Here is an 18945-nt window from a genome sequence, read left to right as displayed (position 1 = left end):
TTTTTTATTGAAAAAGCAGGCTGTCGAGATATCACGTTATGCTACTACTATTTTAATGATAAAACTGATGGCTAACTTGCAATAGTGACATTATGCAGAGAATCCCGGCAGCAGCAAGCTACCGGGATATAATGGAGGAACAGATGGTTATAAATTGAACGATTCTAGTTATACAACGGTCTATTAAGCCTCTTTTCCTGGATTATTCAGTTCGGACTGGAGTTTCTCTTCATCCAACTGACGACACCACTTAGCCACAACAACAGTTGCTACACCATTACCAATCAGATTGGTTAATGCTCGAGCTTCTGACATAAAGCGGTCAATACCCAGAATTAATGCCAATCCGGCTAATGGCAGATGGCCAACCGCTGAAATGGTTGCCGCCAAAACGATAAAGCCGCTTCCAGTAACGCCGGCAGCCCCTTTCGATGAAAGCAATAACACCACCAGCAGCGTAATCTGATTGAGTATGCTCATCTCCGTATTGGTCGCCTGAGCGATAAATATCGCGGCCATGGTCAAATAAATCGACGTGCCATCAAGGTTGAAAGAGTAGCCGGTTGGAATAACCAGACCCACAACGGATTTCTTACAGCCCAAACGCTCCATCTTATCCAACATTCTTGGCAGAACGGACTCAGAAGAAGAGGTTCCCAGAACGATGAGCAACTCTTCTTTGATATAGCGGATAAATTTAAAGATATTGAAACCGAAGCCTCTGGCGATAGCTCCCACCACAAACACAATAAACAGCACGCAGGTTAAGTAGAAGCACAGAATCAGTTGCCCTAACTGCACCAGAGAACCGACACCATATTTACCGATGGTAAAGGCCATTGCCCCGAATGCACCAATCGGCGCCAAACGCATAATCATATTGATAATGCCGAAAATGACGCGGGAGAAGCTATCGATCACGTTAAACACCATTTGGCCTTTCTCACCCAAACGATGCAGAGCAAAACCAAACAGCACAGCAAACAGCAGCACTTGAAGAATATTGCCGCTAGCAAACGCACCGATCACGCTACCAGGAATGATATCCAGTAAGAACGGTATAATGCCCTGAGACTTAGCCGCATCGGCATAAGCCGCTACCGCACTGGCATCTAACTGGCTTGCGTCAACGTTCATGCCTGCCCCAGGCTTCACCACGTTAACCACGATTAAACCAATCAGCAACGCTAATGTACTGACAATTTCAAAATAGAGTAACGCGATGCCGCCGGTACGACCGACCGCTTTCATGTTCTCCATACCGGCAATACCCGTCACCACGGTACAAAAGATAATTGGTGCGATAATCATTTTAATTAATTTAATGAAACCATCACCTAACGGCTTCATTGATGCGCCAATCTCAGGATAAAAATGCCCCAACAGTACCCCAACCGTTATTGCGAATAAAACCTGAATATATAGCGATTTAAAAATACTCAATTTCATGATGCTTCCTTATTTTTATTAGCAACACGGTACAGGCGCAGGAAAATAACACCCAATTAACACTATGGATATTAAATTATTAAAGAAACAATAGGGAAAAATCAGAAATATGAACTGGATCGCATCACAGACGCGGGCTTTAGGTACTTTATGACCAAAACTTGGTTATTTCATTACCACATAAGCAATCGATTAACTTCCAGGCTATTTACTGGGGAATCGCTGATATACCGCTAGATTCAGAGAATATCAGTTGGCGGTTCAGAGTAATCTGACAGGTACTTTTCCTGAAACTTTTTATAGGGTATAGCTGGGGAAAATAAATATCCTTGAGCAATATGAATATCATGAGCCAGTAACCAATCGATCTGAGCCTGAGTCTCTACCCCCTCGACTACCAGCTTCAGGGATAAAACCTGAGCGACGGAACTAACAATTTTAACCAGTTCACCCTCTTCAGGCAGACCATCAATAAAACTTTTATCAATTTTGAGCTCATCAACCGGTAAATGCCGCAAATAATTCAGATTACTGTAACCGGTACCAAAATCATCCAACGCGATAGATATGCCTAATTCACGTATTTTCATCAACGTTGGCAGCACTTCCGCTAAATCGTAGATATGCGCGGTTTCCGTTAATTCCAGCGTGAGCTTGGCCGGCTCAAAATCGTAACGCTCAACTAACGCTTTCAGTTGATCAATAAGATCGACCTGTTGCAGTTGAAGAGCAGAGAGATTAACCGACAAGATCAGAGAAATGCCCTGCTGCTTCCAACGGCTCAATATGCTACAGGCCTCTTCCAATACCCAACGACCCAAGGGTAGGATCAGTTCAGCCTCTTCAGCTAAAGGAATAAACTCCAGCGGATAACGGATCTCGTCCGCAGAATAATGCCAGCGCAGCAATGCTTCAGCACCGCAGGGAATGCCAGTAGCAATATCAACCTGAGGTTGTAAATAAAGCTGAAACTGATTCTCCTTAAGGCCGCGAATAATTTCCCCTTTCATCTTTAAACGCTGCTGAACCTCATTGGTCATATTAGGTTCAAAGAACTGGATTTGGTTTTTCCCTCGCCGCTGAGCCAACAGCATTGCCGACTGAGCATGGCTAAGCAATTCATCCGCATCTTCACCATCATTCGGATATTGAACAATCCCAATACTGAGCTCGGGTAATAGATGAAACTCATCAACATCAAGGGGTAACTCAACAAGCTCTACCAGACGTTTAGCCAGTTGCATCGCCTGCAGAGGTGCGGCACTGAATTTACTTAATATCGCTAGCTCTTCACCGTGCAGTCTCGCCAGTACCGTATGATGGCTTAATACTGGTTGAATACGCCCAATAATCTCCACCAGATGTTGGTTAGCCCGCTCCGGCCCTAACGCCTGAAACACATCCTTGAGGGAATCTAGATTGATAAACAACAGACTGAACGAGGTCTTAGTCAGACAGCTATTGGCTATCTGCTGTTTAAGCAATTCCTGAAACAGTGTGTAATTGGGTAAATCCGTGACCGGATCTCGGGTACTTAGACGACTTAACTGGTTATGCGCCTTAGCCAACGCCTGTTGATTACGATTATAATTTCGCACCAACATACCCAATTCATCATCTTGATGTCGCAGAGGTAAGGTAAGCTGATGGTACTGAATAACGCCGGATGGCAAAGTACGTAAGTCTTCGGCAATGGCACGCAGTGGATAAACCAATAAGCGATTGAGGCACCAGCTGATAGCAATCGAGAGCATCAAAGCAAGTAATAAATAGGTCACCAATACGGTAGCAAATTTATGCAGAGAAGCTTGATATAACTGGTAAGAATCCGCTTCTAATATCAAATACCCCATTGGTTTGGAATCTGTCGAGCGATATTCGGGGGAATAAAGAGGCATCCGCGCGCTAATGGGTAATCCCAACATCGAAGCAAAGAACGTTGGAGCGCGGTCATTCGACTTTCGAAAGCTATATAAATGAATGATCTCCCCGTTGACCAGCAGATTCGCTTTGCTAAGCCAACCAACATCAATCAAGCCATCCAGCGTGTTCTGTATCTCTTCCAAATTGCGATTCCACAGGTCTCTTTCCAGCGGCTCAGCAACCGAATAACCGATGTTATCTAACTGAATCAGGTAATCCTGTTTGCGTTGCTGAACAAAATCAAACATTTGTATCACAACAAAAATACAGATTGTCGCCACGGCAACAATCGTTACCAACGACATTTGTTTAATTGTTAGCGAACGCTTTACCAACAAACTTTTATCTCCAGATTAGCTAATTAAATAAGCAATACATTCAAATTTACCATTAATATTAAAATATTATAACGATAACCGTCCGTTTTTTTCTAACCTAGTTCACCGAAAATTTTTTATCATTTAAAATCAGCATAAAACACCACAAGCAGGGCTAAAAAAGAGAAATGCAGCCATCATGCAGTTAAATTTGCGACACTAAAGGTTAGCCGTACTGCGAACACTGGTAAAAATGGTCGGAAGCTAATTTTATAGTTTGGATAACTTTTTCGCTAAACGATATACATCAAGCAAAAAGTGTTGGTCATGTTGAGATCTAAACATAGCGCAATACTGATGCTAAAGAAAATGTCCTCCGCCGATTTAAACGATATCGCTACCTCAAGCACCCATAAGCGTTATTCTGGCTGAACCTCACTCAGAATCAGCTAAAAGTCAGCGATATTAAAAAATATCGGCTACTGGATGATGAAATATCAGAATAAACTTTATATTCAACTAAATGCTGAACACGCAAATCGAGTACCTAATTCGCAATAATATGCTTGATAAAACATCATTCATATTCATTGAATGTAATACCCAATGATTAACCAACAATCGGAAATTTTAATCTGATTAACCAGAGATATAACTTAGCCTTAGTGAATAGAAAAAATAAAATTTACCCCCTCTTTTAAAATCACCCTAACAATCAATTTAATACTTGGGTATCATATTTTGAAAGAAAATCCGTGTTAAGAAATTAACATTAACATTTCTGATTTATTATTCTTACTCTGAAAATAGAGATATCCATAGTTTCTATTTATAAGAAACAAGAAAAATAAAATAATTATCTAATCATTAATTTAAAAACATCATTAAAAAGACACGCCTATCTCTTATTTACCGATGTCCAGTTATCCCAAGGAACCGGATTCACCCAATCGTAAATAAAATCAACGAACGTTCTGATATTATAATCCACATATCGACACGGGACATAAAGAGCATAAAGATGGTGCCCTCCATTGCCCAAATTAGGTTTAAGTAACGGAATTAAATCACCATTTTCAATATGTTTACCCAATAAATAAGTGGGCAAATAAGCAATCCCTTGAGAACGTAGCGCTGCTTCAAGCAAAACCAAACTACTATTAGCCTGTATCGGCTCCTGTTGGCTCTTTACCAGCTGTTTTTCGCCGTTATCGTCAAGATAATACCAGGCGGACTCAATCCCTGGATAAACCAGACAATCATGGTCTTTTAAATCTCGAATACTGGCCGGAACTCCTCGATTTTTCAAATACTCAGCGCTGGCGCAATACACCCAATTAATTGGCGCCAATTCACGCATAGCATAATTTTCTGGCGGTTTTTTAACAATTCTTAATGCCAAATCGAACTGGCCTTCATTCAGGTTAACGAACTTATCGCTCAAATCCACAATCAGTCTGACTTTCGAATATTTCTTACGATATTCAGAGAAGATGTGCATTAAATGGGCCGTACCTAACGCCAAAGAACACGTTACCCTTATCTCACCGCGAGGTTCATTATTGTCGTAACTCACGGTGTCGACTGAATCTTCCAAATCTGACAGTATTTTTACTATTTTGGCATAAAAATCATCACCAACCTTTGTGGTACAAGTATTTCTGGTGGTTCTCTGTATTAACTGTACGCCCAGATTAGCCTCCAGCAAGCTCAGGCTTTTACTGACGGCGGAAGCCGACAAATTCATTTTCACCGCCGCTTCAGATATTCCACCGTAATAGACCACCTTGGTGAAAATTTGCAGCTGCTTTAAAGAAATATTCGGATTCATATTTTACTTTCCCTCACAACTGTTTTTAATAAATATCCTTTGGCAATGCATAGAGATCACGTTGTAATCAAAGTAAAATAGATACTATCACTATAAAGCAGCGCAATTTTCGCTGCTTTTGTGAATTACGTCATACATCATGATTAAAATATTCATATTATTCTATTAATAACCCAAGCAATATAGAAACTATCGCGATTTCAATACAACTATAAGATAAATCTTAGCTGTAAAATTAGGGATGAATCATGGATAAAAATATTACAGGGCAGGAACAACATAATAATAATTTTCGTGCTATTCCATTCACTAAATATGATATGGGATGGGTTATTTTATGTATTGGCATGGCTATAGGTGGAGGAATTGTTTTTTTACCTGTACAAATTGGCCTGAAAGGAATTTGGGTATTTACCTTATCGCTAATTCTTGCTTATCCCGCAATTTATTTACTACAAGAATTATATTTAAAAACATTATCTGAAAGTCCTGAATGTGAAGATTATTCAAGCGTTATTACACAATATTTAGGTGCCAACTGGGGAGTATTTCTCGGTATTGCTTACTTCATTATGTTATTGAAAGGGATGCTGACCTATTCGCTGGCGGTCACCTTTGACAGCGCATCCTACTTTCACACCTATGGTTTAAGCTCCATACTGCTATCAGACTACCTTTGGTATGGACTCCTGGTACTCACCATCTTGGTGATTATCGCTTCACAAGGCGAAAAGCTGCTGTTTAGAATCTCAGGGCCAATGGTCATCGTTAAGCTTGCCATTGTTGTGCTGCTTGGATTTGTCATGATCCCCTATTGGGACTTTAACAATATTGGGGCTTTCCCTGACATATTGCCACTACTCAGAGATGCGGTACTCACGCTACCATTTACCCTGTTCTCTATTTTGTTTGTTCAGATACTGAGCCCAATGAATATTGCTTATCGTAAGGTGGAATCTGACCCACGACGAGCCACCTATCGCGCCATTCGTACCAATCGAATTGCCTACATCATTTTAGCCGTATCGGTGATCTTTTTTGCTTTTTCATTCACTTTCGCTCTGAGCCATGAACAGGCCGTTGAAGCGGCACGTAATAATATTTCTGCAATGGCGATTGCTGCTCAGGTCATTCCTGGCAACGTGGTCAAAATCATGACCGCTGTACTTAACATTTTTGCCATTCTGACCGCATTTTTTGGCATTTTCCTCGGCTTTCAGGAAGCCATCAAAGGCATTATCGTCAATATTGCAACCCGCTTTATTGCGAAAGAAAAGATTAATGCAAAGGTTCTGACCATCGGCGTATCCGTCTTTATCATTCTGCTGCTATGGGCTTGGGTGTCGACCCGCTTCCCAATTTTACTGCTCCAGCAGATTGGCGCACCGGTATACGGCATCGTATCTTGCCTTATTCCATGTTACTTGGTGTACCGGGTACCTGCTCTACGAAAATACAAAGGTCTTGGTATCTACTACATCATATTGATCGGTTTAATGCTGTGCGCATCTCCGTTCTTTAAATTTTTCGAATAGTGTCAGCAGGTAATAGAAAGTACGAGATAGCCCAATGTTATCCCGAAAAAGTTTAGCTCGAATGTAACAATAACCCAGAGTGTGTGGAGAAGATCATGACATCTAATAAGGATATTTCTAAGTTTAACATCAGCACCCAACTGACTCAGCTAGGGAGAGATCCCGCTGAGCAATATGGGTTCGTCAATGCTCCGCTCTATAAAGGCTCAACCATTATTTATAATACGTTGGAAGACATTGAACAGAAACGAGCCCGTTTTTCTTATGGCACCACGGGTTCGCCAACGATTGCCAATCTGGAAAGCGCCTGGACTCAACTGGCAGGCGCAGCGGGCACCGTAATGTCACCGTCAGGGCTTGGAGCCATCACTCTCGCGATATTTACCACCACCAAAGCCGGGGATCATTTGCTGATGCCTGACTGCACCTATCGGCCAACTCGTAATTTTTGTAACAACCTGCTGGCAAAATATGGTGTCGAAACAACCTACTACGACCCAATGATTGGCGGCGATATTGAAAAACTGATTAAGCCAAATACCAGTACTATCTTTCTGGAAGCCCCCGGCTCACAAAGTTTTGAAGTACAGGATGTGCCCGCTATTGTAAAAGTTGCTAAAAAACATGGTATTAAAACCATTATTGATAATACCTGGGCAACGCCTATCTTCTTCAGGGCACACGAACACGGTATCGACCTCTCAGTGGAAGCCGGCACAAAATATCTCGGTGGACATTCTGACATTCTATTAGGCATGGTTTCCGCTAATGAGGCGTGCTGGCCAGAGTTACGCGCCACCTATGATTATATGGCGATGTTACCCGGCGCTGACGACTGTATTCTCGCTCTGCGCGGCCTGCGCACCATGCACCTGCGTTTAAAAGAAGCGGAGAGACGCGGCCTTGAAATGGCTGCCTGGCTGAAAGCACGACCAGAAGTCCAAAAGGTACTCCACCCAGCCTTTGACGATTGCCCAGGACATGAGAACTGGAAACGGGATTTTCTTGGCTCCTCCGGCCTATTTTCCATCATCCTCAACGAGCAGTTCACTAAATCAGATGTCGCTAACATGTTAGATAACATGTCCGTTTTCAGCATGGGATTCTCGTGGGGTGGATATGAAAGTTTAATTATTCCATTTAACTGCACAGATTATCGAACAGTCACTCAATGGAAACCTGAGGGCTTTAGCCTACGTCTGCAAATTGGATTAGAAGATATGGAGGATCTGAAAAAAGACTTAGATGAGGGCTTTTCTCGTATGAACATGAACAGTTAACCCAACATTTACATCGCCAAGCATGAATGCACTAACCCGACAGCCCATTGTGATACCAGTACATATTTAGGATTAAAGAAAGCTGATATTCGTTAAAGTAAAGGAAAAAACTATGATATCCAGCAAACTGACGACATTGGCCGGCATTCAGCGCTTGGCCCAAACCATCGAAACCGATTGTCATACTCCACAATATGACGCATTAGATAAAGCAGCCCAACAATCAGGTTATAGAGACTTTGAGCATGCTCAAGTCTCTCTGCGACACTCAAATGTCATAGAACTGGCTAGCGATGAACATATCATCCACCAAAAACGGTCTGGTCCGAATAGCCAAGATACGCCGTCCAGTATGTTTACTCAGTACCTACAATCTGATCGAACATTTATTATAAAATCACCGGAAAGAGAAACAAATATAGAATTAACGCTGATCAGTGACCAATGGCGTAATCTCCCCCTTATTGAGTTTTTTATTGATAACCTGAATTTACAAAAAATAGAGCTACCGCGATCGCGTACCCTCTATGATGGCCGCATCACGCTGGAAAAACTACAGAGTAAAATCATATCAACCTGCTGGTTTAACTCTAATGAATCCATTGAGATAACCAATATTATCAATAAAATCAATAATCCGATTAAAACCAAAATATTCAGTTTTAATGTCAATATCTACATGCAAGGGAAAATATTTAGCAAATATAAAACCGATGAGGATTATCTTGAATACACCATAAATGGTTATAATACATGGATATTTAATGAGATCATTCGACATCATAAAAGAATATAGGTGATGTGTGACTGAAATATAGCGGGAAGCCTACTAACGCAATTCAAACGATGATTGACCTGCGTTAAAGGTAATAAACCCACGTTAACCCCGTGCATATTTTTAGGTCAAAAAGCTGATCTAAAAATAGATGCCCTAATCCCGCACTAGCAATCCGTACAATACGGGTTTAGAGCAGCCAATATTTCTATGTTACTTCAACACGTTATCTTTAAATACTCATGGAATTTAAAGAGGCATTCTGTATTCAATAACGCCCGGTTTTTCTCCAACCCAGTCATACAACCGATGTGCGTTTAAATTGCTTTCCTGAGTGTGCCAATATAAACGGGCACATTGACGGGCTAGGGCCTGCTGTTTCACATACTCAATCAAACGCTTACCAATATGCTTACCTCTGGCCTCCGGGGCAACAAACAGGTCTTCCAGATAACAGAAGTCATTAACCGCCCAAGTGGAACCGTGAAAAACATAGTGGACAAAACCTAAGATTTTTTGGCCTTCTTTAGCGACGGCGCAATACATCGGGATATCCGCATCAAAGAAACGCTTCCATGCTGCTAATGTTGTCTCTTCTGGCAGCTGAACTTGATAAAATTTCTGATAGCTTAACCAATAGGGCAACCACTGCGGGTAATCATCTTCTTGCACTAAATTCACTGAAATAATCAGCTGGTTATCACTCATATTAACCTCTTACATTTATGGATAAACGCCAAGAGGTTGAATCATAGCCCCCACAGTGGTACCTATATAAGATACACTTTACAGATATTTAAAGGTGCCACTTTTATAATGAAAAAACACGATGCTCATTTTCCTCATTTATTACTTAAAAAAGGAAAAATTAAAGATCGGTTTCATGATGCTCTCAAGGAAGTCATCCTCAATGGGCAATTAAAAGCGGGTGCTAAACTTCCCTCCAGCAGAGCCTTTTCTGAACTGATGTCTATTTCCAGAAATTCAGTTATCGCCGGCCTAGAGCGCCTGATTGATGAAGGCTATCTAATTGCTAAAAAAGGCTCCGGAACCTATGTTTCACACAACATTCCTGATGAAATGATTCATATACAGGCAACCTCTCAACATCAGCATACGGAAGAACAGCTTTCAGACTTGAATATTAACCCGCAGATCAAGGAAATGTTCTCCATTTGGCATAAAGCCTTACCCCATGTGGAACAGAATCGAATCTTTAGCATTGGCGTCGGATGCACCGATTTATTTCCCCATGATCTTTGGGGAAGGCTGCTCGGACGAAGCTGGCGGCAATTTCGCAGATTGATTGGACAGGTCAATGAACCTTTCGGGTTTAGGCCCTTAAGGCAAGCGATATCTGACTATGTTAAAACTACCCGAGGGTTAAATTGTACTGAAGATCAAATTCTGATTGTCAATGGTACTCAACAGGCAATGAATTTGACGGCACACGTTCTTTTGCAACAAGGTGATGAGATTTGGCTGGATGAGCCTGGATATGACGGTGCTTTAGGAGCCTTTACCGCCAACGGTGCCAAAATCCGCCCCGTCGTTAGTGATAAATACGGCATGGATATTGCCTACGGCATCAGACACTGGCCAAATGCAAAAATGATTTTTACCGCGCCATCCCATCAATTTCCTCTTGGTGGAACGCTAAGCTTATCAAGGCGAATAGCCTTACTTGACTGGGCTGCCGAAAATAACGTCTGGATTTTTGAAGATGATTACAATAGTGAATTCAGGTATGCCGCACAACCGATACAAGCACTTCAAGGGTTAGATCAGCGAGAGCGTGTTATCTATGCCGGAACATTTTCAAAAATGATGTTTCCTGAATTTCGCTTAGGGTTTCTGGTTATACCCAAGAGTTTGATTGAACCCTTCAAACTGGCCAAATATTATGCCGACACGCGGACATCATATTTAGAACAAGTGACACTTGCCGCCTTTATCTCTGATGGCCACTATGCACGACATGTCAGGCGGGTCAGAAAAGCCTGCTACGAACGTCAAAGCGCATTAATAGAGGCCATTCAATTATATCTTCCCGACAGTTTTCAGATTGAACCGTCTGATTCAGGAATCCATATTGTCTGCTGGTTAGCTGAGCATTTAACAGAATCGGATATTGTCGCCAAATGCCGTGAAATTGGACTCGGGGTACAGCCGCTTTCCCGCTACTGCCAAACTGACAGTATAAAACAGGCTATCCTGTTAGGTTTTGCTGCTCATCCACCATCAGAGTTAGTGGAAGGCATACGCAAGCTGGCGCAAATAATTCCTTAGATTTCTGGTACGGAAGCTATTGGCATTAGCCACTCAGTTAACGCCAATGAGTTAAACGCAACGTTTTCAGACTCTGTACGAGTACAGTGAGAAAGTATCGCTTATTTTTTCAGCGGGGAAAAATCTCGATAAACCACTGGGTTTTCAGCAAACATAAAGCGATCGACATTAAACTCAAAATCATTTGCCGTGGCATCAAACAACATCTGCTTGGTATTTTCCAAATGTTGCCACATGGCCAGCTTACATTCTGCCGGATTTTGATTGATTAACGCCTGCAAAATTTTTTCATGGTCTTCACACCAGCTGTTGATTGCATCAACCTGAACATGCTCATGGAGTTTTAACCAATAGGGATTCTGTAAGCGCTGACTCCACATCCTTTCAACAATACTGATCAAGGCATTATTGTGGGTAATCCTGGCAATTCTGACGTGAAACTGAAAATCCCACTCAGAATCACGAAAGCGATCTTCTTTCTGTGCCTGTTGCTGTATTTCGACTAAATCCACAATGTCCTGACGAGTCACTTGAGTAGCGGCAAACTCGGCAATATTGCTCTCAATCAGTTGACGAGCCTGCAACAGTTCAAATGGGCCAAAACGGGCAAATTCCAGAGGAGAGGCGGATTCAAGCACCTTTTTCGGCTGATTAGCAATAACATGAATGCCCGATCCTTTACGTACATCCACATAGCCTTCCACTTCCAGCATAATGAGCGCTTCCCGAACCACGGTTCTGCTGACGTTCATCTCTTCAGAAAGCAGGCGCTCTGCGGGTAACTTATCGCCAATGTGATAAATTCCGTGCTCCAGACGCTTTTTTAACTCCGCAGCAATTTGCTGATACAGACGGGGCGACTCATTGACTTCCACCAACAACTCTCCATACAGATGACATATACCGCCAATTAAAACGGTACACAAACAGCTGGAGTATATCTGTTTTCCGAACGTTACAGTAAAAATAAATAGTATTGATGATTAAACAATTAACGGTCATTAGGCAAAGGAATGATGGAATAAAAGGCGGGTCAGTGGCAAAAGTGGCGGCTTCTTTCCAGCGAGCAGCCACTTTGCCCAGCAAGTTTACTCTTCAACCACGATAGGCTTAATGTCTTTGAGGACGAAGAGATAGATCAAGGCACCCAATAAACAAGCACCGCCAGACACCACCAGAGCAGGAACAAAAGAACCGGTACTGGAGATAATATAACCGGTCACAATCGGCCCCAGAATACCACCGCAGTTAGCGACCGCATTTTGCATTCCACCCAGCAGAGAAGTCATATTACGAGGAGCAACATCACCAGGCAGGCACCAAAGTGCTGATGCAGCGAACGCCAATGCCGCATAAGAAAGGCACAGCAACCCTAGCATGACCGAGGTGGACTCAACCAAACCGGCAAAAGAAATACTGGTGGCTAACAGCATTCCGCCGACCAGATTAATTTTACGTGCCATGTTGAGATTATTGGTTTTGTTGTACACGAAATCGGTAAACCATCCACCCAGATATTGACCGAAAATACCGGCCAACGGCGGTAACATCGCGGCAAATCCCATTTCTGACAGACTCATCCCTCTTTCGTTCATCAAATAGCTCGGGAACCAAGTGATGAAAAAGAAGATGGCGTAGTTCAACATAAAGAAACCGGAGCACATTGCAATAACGTTGCGGTAGCCGAACAGCTTATACCACTTCATTGGCATACTCTTATCGATACCCTCTTTCTTCGCCTGACCGTCACGAATATAGTTAAGTTCTTCCTCGCTAATGGTCGGATGGTCTTCCGGCTCACGGTATACCGCTAACCACCAAACGGTCCACAGTAGTCCCAATCCGCCACAAATGTAAAAAGCGGCATGCCAACCCCAAGTGGCGATAGCCCAGACAACGATCGGCATCGCGAACGCGGTACCAAATTTGGAGCCACTATCAAACAGCGCCGTAACGCGGCCTCGCTCCCGATCGGGAAACCACTTAGCCGTAATCCCGCTGTTACAAGGATAAGCACCTGCTTCACCAATCCCCATAAAAATTCGAGCGGAAATAAACGCAAACGGCGTTCTGGCTAATCCTGTTGCCATGGTTGCCAGTGACCACCAGACAACGGATGCCGCCAGCGTTTTTCTTTGTCCAATACGGTCTGCCAGAAAACCAGACGGAATCTGGAACAAGGCGTAGCTGAAAAAGAAAGCGGACATAATCCACCCCATCGCTTCAGCGCTGAGCTGTAAATCTTTTTCAATAACCGGAGCGGCGGCAGACATAACGGTACGATCCAGATAATTTACTACCGTCGCCATTAACATCAGGATGGCGATATGAAACCGAACCTTACTCTTTTTTTTTCTTACCATCTTCTCTTCCCTCAAAGGTAGGACAGCGCCCTATTGGTGACATTTCTTGTGCTGAAACAGATTCAGAATGAATGTGGTGTCCCGTTCCTAACCAATGAGCGCGCTTTTCCCCTTGCCATGAAAAAGTCATCGACCATTAAACGGAAAAATCATCATAACTTGTCATACCAATAATAAAGTTGACATACCTCACAATATAATTCTCGATATGGAAATAATATAAAAATGACGTTAATAACCAAAGAAGAGGCTGATACCAAGACATTAACAGAAAAAGAAACAGGTTATATACGCCATTGCCAGCACCGTACACATGATCTAAACTTACCTAATTGGTATAACAACATAAGCAAAAAACGTATCAAATAGGAACCGTAGCGCCGACCTGTCATGACCAGATGTATTATTGATAATCAAGGAATAATAAAGTGAATATGCAGCGTTTTATGAAAATTCATCGGCAGGACAGCGTTGCTGTCGCACTGTGCAATCTGGCAGAAGGGGAGCAATTGGAGATAGACGGTAACAACCTGATCTTAAAACAGGCGATTTCCCTTGGTCACAAATTTGCCCTGCAAGAACTTGCCGAAGGCGATACGGTATTCAAATATGGTCACCCAATTGGACATGCGCGCCAGACAATCCATCCGGGAGAACACGTCCATAGCCATAATCTGGTTACCGGCCTTGGTGAAATCGATAACTATCAATATCAGCCAAACGTGTCTGAAATTCCTCAGCGCTCAGATGACTACGCCATAACGCTTTATCGACGGGAGAATGGAGACGTTGCTATCCGTAATGAACTCTGGATTTTACCCACGGTAGGATGCGTCAACGGCATCGCCCAACAAATATTGCAGCGTTTTTTACAGGAAAGTCACGGCGCGACGGATATTGATGGCGTACACCTTTTTACCCACCCTTACGGCTGCTCTCAGTTAGGACAAGACCACCAAAACACCCGCACACTGCTGCAAAATATGGTACATCATCCCCACGCGGGCGCGGTCTTGGTGATTGGGCTCGGCTGTGAAAATAATCAGGTGGAAGAATTTCAGGCAACGCTAGGAGATTACGATCCCCAGCGGGTTGCCTTTATGATTAGCCAGAAATTCGATGATGAAATTGAAGAAGGCGTCAGGCTATTACACCAATTGTATGAAGCGATGCGCCATGATAAAAGAACCTCAGGAAAGTTAAGTGAATTACGCTTTGGTCTGGAATGTGGCGGCTCCGATGGTTTTTCCGGTATTACGGCGAATCCTCTGCTGGGCGTATTTTCAGATCAAATCATCAAGCACGGTGGAACCACGGTATTAACGGAAGTCCCGGAAATGTTTGGCGCGGAACAAATATTAATGAGCCACTGCCGGGATGAACAGACCTTTGATAAAACCGTCGCCATGATTAATCAGTTCAAACAATATTTTATTGCCCATAACCAGCCTATCTATGAAAACCCTTCACCGGGAAATAAGGTCGGCGGAATTACCACATTAGAGGAAAAATCGTTAGGGTGTACTCAAAAGGCGGGTCAAAGTCAGGTGGTCGACGTTTTACCATACGGTGCACGCTTAACTAAAAAAGGATTAAACCTTCTTAGTGCACCGGGGAATGACGCAGTTGCAACCAGTGCCTTGGCCGGCGCCGGCTGCCATATGGTTCTGTTTACCACCGGTAGAGGAACACCCTACGGTGGATTTGTGCCAACGGTAAAAATTGCCACCAACAGCGATCTGGCAAGCAGAAAAAAACACTGGATTGACTTTGATGCCGGTAAAATATTGCAGCAAGACGTCACCATGGACCAACAAGTTGCGGCATTTTTCTTATTGCTGAGTCGAATTGCACAAGGTGAACCGGCTCGCAATGAAGTAAATAATATCCGTGAACTCGCCATCTTTAAATCAGGGGTAACCCTGTAATCTTCTGAGATTCTTCCGGCCGGTAGCATAAGCCCGAGCCGGTTATCTCAAGCCGCAGCATAAAGATATTAACTAAGGTGAATCCTCTCAATTCAGCAAGTTATCCCCTCTCACGATTATTACTATCGGCTGATTGACAATGCGATCCATTTATCATTTATTGAATGGCGCTGACATATGAAAACGTCACGACAACATCCGTCGGCGCAAGCATCTATCATCAGTCCAAACTGAATAATGAGATTCAAAATACTATTGGTTCCACTTTTATCTTTGCTAAGGAGTTAGCATGTCGTTGCGTTTACGCCATTTAGCGTTAATACCGCTATTAACGCTGGTTGCCTGTCATCAGACCACCAGCGTCACACCCACTCAGTTATCTTCAGCAAGCACTCAAGACTCATCCACCGTCGTGAGTAATGCCAGAATTGAAATTTCACAGCGCGCTTTGGAATACAACATCCAGAAAGTACAAAAGTTACTGGGCAATAAATCGACCCTGTGTGCCATTCTGAAAGGGGATGCCTACGGACACGATATTTCACTGGTCACGCCAATTATGCTGAAAAACAATGTGCAGTGTATTGGGGTAGCGAGCAATCAGGAGCTGAAAACCGTACGCGATCTGGGTTTCACCGGCCGTCTGATGCGCGTTAGAATTGCCACCGAAGAAGAAATGAAGCAGGCGACAAGCTACGATGTAGAAGAACTGATCGGCAATCTGGATATGGCGAAACGTCTGGATGCCATCGCCGCCCAACAGGGCAAAACGCTGCGCATTCACTTGGCACTTAACTCCGGCGGTATGTCACGTAATGGACTAGAGGTCGGCAACGCCAATGGACTTAATGAATCCCGAACTATCTCACAGTTAAGCCATTTGAAAATTGTCGGTATTATGTCGCATTATCCTGAGGAAGATCCGGCCGCAGTGCGTAAAGATCTCGCTCGCTTCAAGGTTCAGGCGCAACAGGTTCTGGATATTACCGGCCTTAAACGTAATGACGTGACGCTACACGTCGCTAACACGTTTGCTACTTTAACTGTGCCAGAATCCTGGCTTGATGCGGTGCGCGTCGGCGGGGTGTTCTATGGTGACACTATTGCCAGTACCGACTATCTGCGCGTGATGACCTTTAAGTCCAACATCGCCGCCCTGAATCACTACCCTAAAGGAAATACCGTTGGCTACGATCGCACTTACACCCTAAAGCGTGATTCTATGTTAGCGAATATCCCGGTTGGCTATGCCGATGGCTATCGCCGCGTCTTTAGCAATGCAGGCCATGTGCTTATTCAGGGCCAGCGGGTACCCGTTGTCGGTAAAACCTCGATGAATACCGTTATGGTTGATGTTACCGATCTAAAAAATGTCCAGCCCGGTGATGAAGTGGTATTTTTTGGCAAGCAGAACCAAGCGGAAATCACCGCGACCGAAGTCGAAGACATTAGCGGTGCACTATTTACCGAAATGTCGATACTTTGGGGCGCTACCAATCAGCGCATTCTGGTGGATTAATTAAACTAACCGATAACGGTAAATGCCGTTATCGGTATGCTACTTCCGCAGCCTCAATACCAGCAGAAAAATACCCGCCGCCACCAGCAGCATACTCACGGTTTGAAATATCGGAATACCAAAAATAGTCCACGATGAACTAATCAGCCACGGAGAAATTCCCAGCGCAAAAGCGCCCGTCACCACGGCTATCGCTAACGTTATCGCACTACGCTCCAGCGAGTTTGCCAAACTCTGCAAATTACTCACGTTAATATCAACGTTTGGTTTACCGTGTCGTAAACGACGCAGCAGTAAACTTAAGGTTTGAGGGAAGTCTTCGCTAGCATCAATCATTCCCAGACCGATTTTACGCATTCGCTGACGGGAAGCTTTTAAACCGTAATGTTTCACCATCTCTTTACGCAAAAACGGTTCCAGCGTCTGAATAATATCGAAGTCTGGGTCGAGGCGATGCAGCACGCCATCAGCGGTAATCAACGCTTTAAACAACAACACTAAATCCGGCGGCAGATTCAGCTGATACTCTCGAGCTGTGGACAACATAGTCAGCAGCGCTTTCCCCAGTTGCAGCTCACCGGGGCCGAGCCGATCAAAAAAGTCCTGAGCCGCCAGTTCCAGCACGGCCGCATCCGGTACGCCTTCATCACTCCAGCCAATCAGCGTACTCACCAATCCTTCACTCTCGCGTTCAGCCAGCGCCCGTAACATCATCAGCAGTTGATTACGCCGGCGGGCAGACAGCTGCCCCACCATACCAAAATCAATAAAAGCAACTTGGTTATCCCCAATAGCCATCAGATTACCGGCATGAGGATCGGCGTGGTACAGCCTATCTTCAAACACCATCTGCATAAACGCCTCAGCACCTCGCTTAGCCAAAAGCGGGCCGTCAAAACCAGACTGAGCCAACTGTTCAGCACTGCTCGGTTTGATACCGGGAATATATTCCTGAACCAATAGGCAGGAAGAAGAGTATTCAGGCCAAATGCGTGGAATGACAATATTCGGACGCTGCTCAAAATTCTGGGCAAAATATTGGGTATTAGAAGCTTCGTGATTGAGATCCAACTCATGATGCAACGCGGTAGAGAGCTGCCGTACCAGCTGTAATGGATGAAAGCGCGCCAACTCTGGACTCTGCTGTTCAATAACCTCCGCCAGCCAAGCTAATAAACGCAAATCGGCATTGATGGTTTTCTCCAGCCCGGGGCGCAGAACTTTGATCACCACCTCTTCGCCGCTATGTAACCGGGCACGATAAACCTGCGCCATTGATGCCGCCGCCAACGGCGTAGTGCAAAATTCTGCGAATACTTCATCGGGAGATGCGCCAAGGGAATCGGAAACCCGCTGGCAAATATCCTGCCACGGTAGAGTTGCCACATTGCTATGCAACTTTTCAAGCTCGCTGGTCCAGCGTTCATCTAAAAGATCGGCGCGCGTAGCCAGAATCTGTCCTAGTTTTACAAACGTCGGCCCTAACGATTCCAGCGCTCTACGCAACTGCTGAGGCTGATTTTCAACCGGCTTTTGTGGATTAAGCGGGTTGCCCAGTAAAGTGCTTAGTCCCAAAATACGAATTAAGTCTTGCAGGCCGTAGCTCAACAACACCTGCCCTATTTCCTTTAATCGAACCCGATCTCTGGTAGTGACATAAACCGTTTTCAGTAACATAGCATACCCGTTGCTCAATCATGATTAAGGGCATCATAACGTTGATATTAAGATAATCC

General features: G+C 43.9%; 13 protein-coding genes. 6 read left to right on the top strand and 7 right to left on the bottom strand.

Annotated elements, in window-relative coordinates:
• Nucleotides 1-183 precede the first annotated feature (183 nt).
• The 3 genes from BMZ28_RS13070 to BMZ28_RS13060 form a co-directional block, all read right to left on the bottom strand.
• Nucleotides 184-1449, bottom strand: coding sequence for a dicarboxylate/amino acid:cation symporter (locus BMZ28_RS13070; RefSeq protein ID WP_047779566.1), 1266 nt, complete (start codon nucleotides 1447-1449; stop codon nucleotides 184-186).
• 239 nt (nucleotides 1450-1688) lie between these two features.
• On the bottom strand, nucleotides 1689-3710 hold the full coding sequence (locus tag BMZ28_RS13065) for an EAL domain-containing protein (protein WP_074823826.1): 2022 nt from the start codon (nucleotides 3708-3710) through the stop codon (nucleotides 1689-1691).
• A gap of 877 nt (nucleotides 3711-4587) precedes the next feature.
• Nucleotides 4588-5520, bottom strand: a complete 933-nt coding sequence (locus tag BMZ28_RS13060; RefSeq protein WP_047779564.1) for a LysR family transcriptional regulator — start codon at nucleotides 5518-5520, stop codon at nucleotides 4588-4590.
• A gap of 347 nt (nucleotides 5521-5867) precedes the next feature.
• On the opposite strand from BMZ28_RS13060, the gene BMZ28_RS13055 reads away from it, so the two are divergent.
• From BMZ28_RS13055 to BMZ28_RS13045, 3 genes are all read left to right on the top strand, one after another.
• On the top strand, nucleotides 5868-7055 hold the full coding sequence (locus BMZ28_RS13055; RefSeq protein WP_235432646.1) for an amino acid permease: 1188 nt from the start codon (nucleotides 5868-5870) through the stop codon (nucleotides 7053-7055).
• Between the two features lie 95 nt (nucleotides 7056-7150).
• Complete coding sequence (metC, locus tag BMZ28_RS13050) at nucleotides 7151-8335, top strand: cystathionine beta-lyase (protein WP_074823823.1); 1185 nt, start codon at nucleotides 7151-7153, stop codon at nucleotides 8333-8335.
• A 112-nt stretch (nucleotides 8336-8447) separates the two neighbouring features.
• Nucleotides 8448-9131 carry a hypothetical protein gene (locus BMZ28_RS13045; RefSeq protein WP_074823820.1) on the top strand — a complete coding sequence of 228 codons (684 nt, stop codon included), beginning with the start codon at nucleotides 8448-8450 and terminating at the stop codon, nucleotides 9129-9131.
• A gap of 228 nt (nucleotides 9132-9359) precedes the next feature.
• On the opposite strand, the gene BMZ28_RS13040 is transcribed toward BMZ28_RS13045, so the two are convergent.
• A complete protein-coding gene (locus tag BMZ28_RS13040) occupies nucleotides 9360-9818 on the bottom strand; it encodes a GNAT family N-acetyltransferase (RefSeq protein WP_074823817.1) in 459 nt (152 codons plus the stop codon).
• Nucleotides 9819-9926: 108 nt separating this feature from the next.
• Here BMZ28_RS13040 and pdxR point away from each other — a divergent pair, with 108 nt between their 5' ends.
• Entirely contained in the window at nucleotides 9927-11399 is a 1473-nt protein-coding gene (gene pdxR / locus BMZ28_RS13035; protein WP_074823814.1) for a MocR-like pyridoxine biosynthesis transcription factor PdxR, read from the top strand.
• A 101-nt stretch (nucleotides 11400-11500) separates the two neighbouring features.
• Here the strand turns inward: pdxR and exuR are convergent, their stop codons facing one another.
• Together exuR and BMZ28_RS13025 are read right to left on the bottom strand one after the other, a co-directional pair.
• Nucleotides 11501-12274 (bottom strand): transcriptional regulator ExuR, encoded by a 774-nt coding sequence (exuR, locus tag BMZ28_RS13030; RefSeq protein WP_074823811.1) that lies wholly within the window; start codon nucleotides 12272-12274, stop codon nucleotides 11501-11503.
• Between the two features lie 213 nt (nucleotides 12275-12487).
• Complete coding sequence (locus BMZ28_RS13025; protein ID WP_047779557.1) at nucleotides 12488-13762, bottom strand: MFS transporter; 1275 nt, start codon at nucleotides 13760-13762, stop codon at nucleotides 12488-12490.
• Between the two features lie 434 nt (nucleotides 13763-14196).
• Here BMZ28_RS13025 and BMZ28_RS13020 point away from each other — a divergent pair, with 434 nt between their 5' ends.
• Entirely contained in the window at nucleotides 14197-15690 is a 1494-nt protein-coding gene (locus BMZ28_RS13020; protein WP_074823808.1) for a UxaA family hydrolase, read from the top strand.
• A gap of 289 nt (nucleotides 15691-15979) precedes the next feature.
• Complete coding sequence (gene alr / locus BMZ28_RS13015; RefSeq protein WP_074823804.1) at nucleotides 15980-17209, top strand: alanine racemase; 1230 nt, start codon at nucleotides 15980-15982, stop codon at nucleotides 17207-17209.
• Between the two features lie 39 nt (nucleotides 17210-17248).
• Here alr and BMZ28_RS13010 read toward each other — a convergent pair whose 3' ends face one another.
• Nucleotides 17249-18886, bottom strand: coding sequence for an ABC1 kinase family protein (locus tag BMZ28_RS13010; protein ID WP_047779554.1), 1638 nt, complete (start codon nucleotides 18884-18886; stop codon nucleotides 17249-17251).
• Nucleotides 18887-18945 lie beyond the last annotated feature (59 nt).

It is taken from the genome of Pragia fontium DSM 5563 = ATCC 49100, from assembly GCF_900112475.1.
In the GTDB taxonomy this organism is placed as follows: domain Bacteria; phylum Pseudomonadota; class Gammaproteobacteria; order Enterobacterales; family Enterobacteriaceae; genus Pragia; species Pragia fontium.
This window is presented reverse-complemented; position numbering and strand designations above follow the sequence as displayed.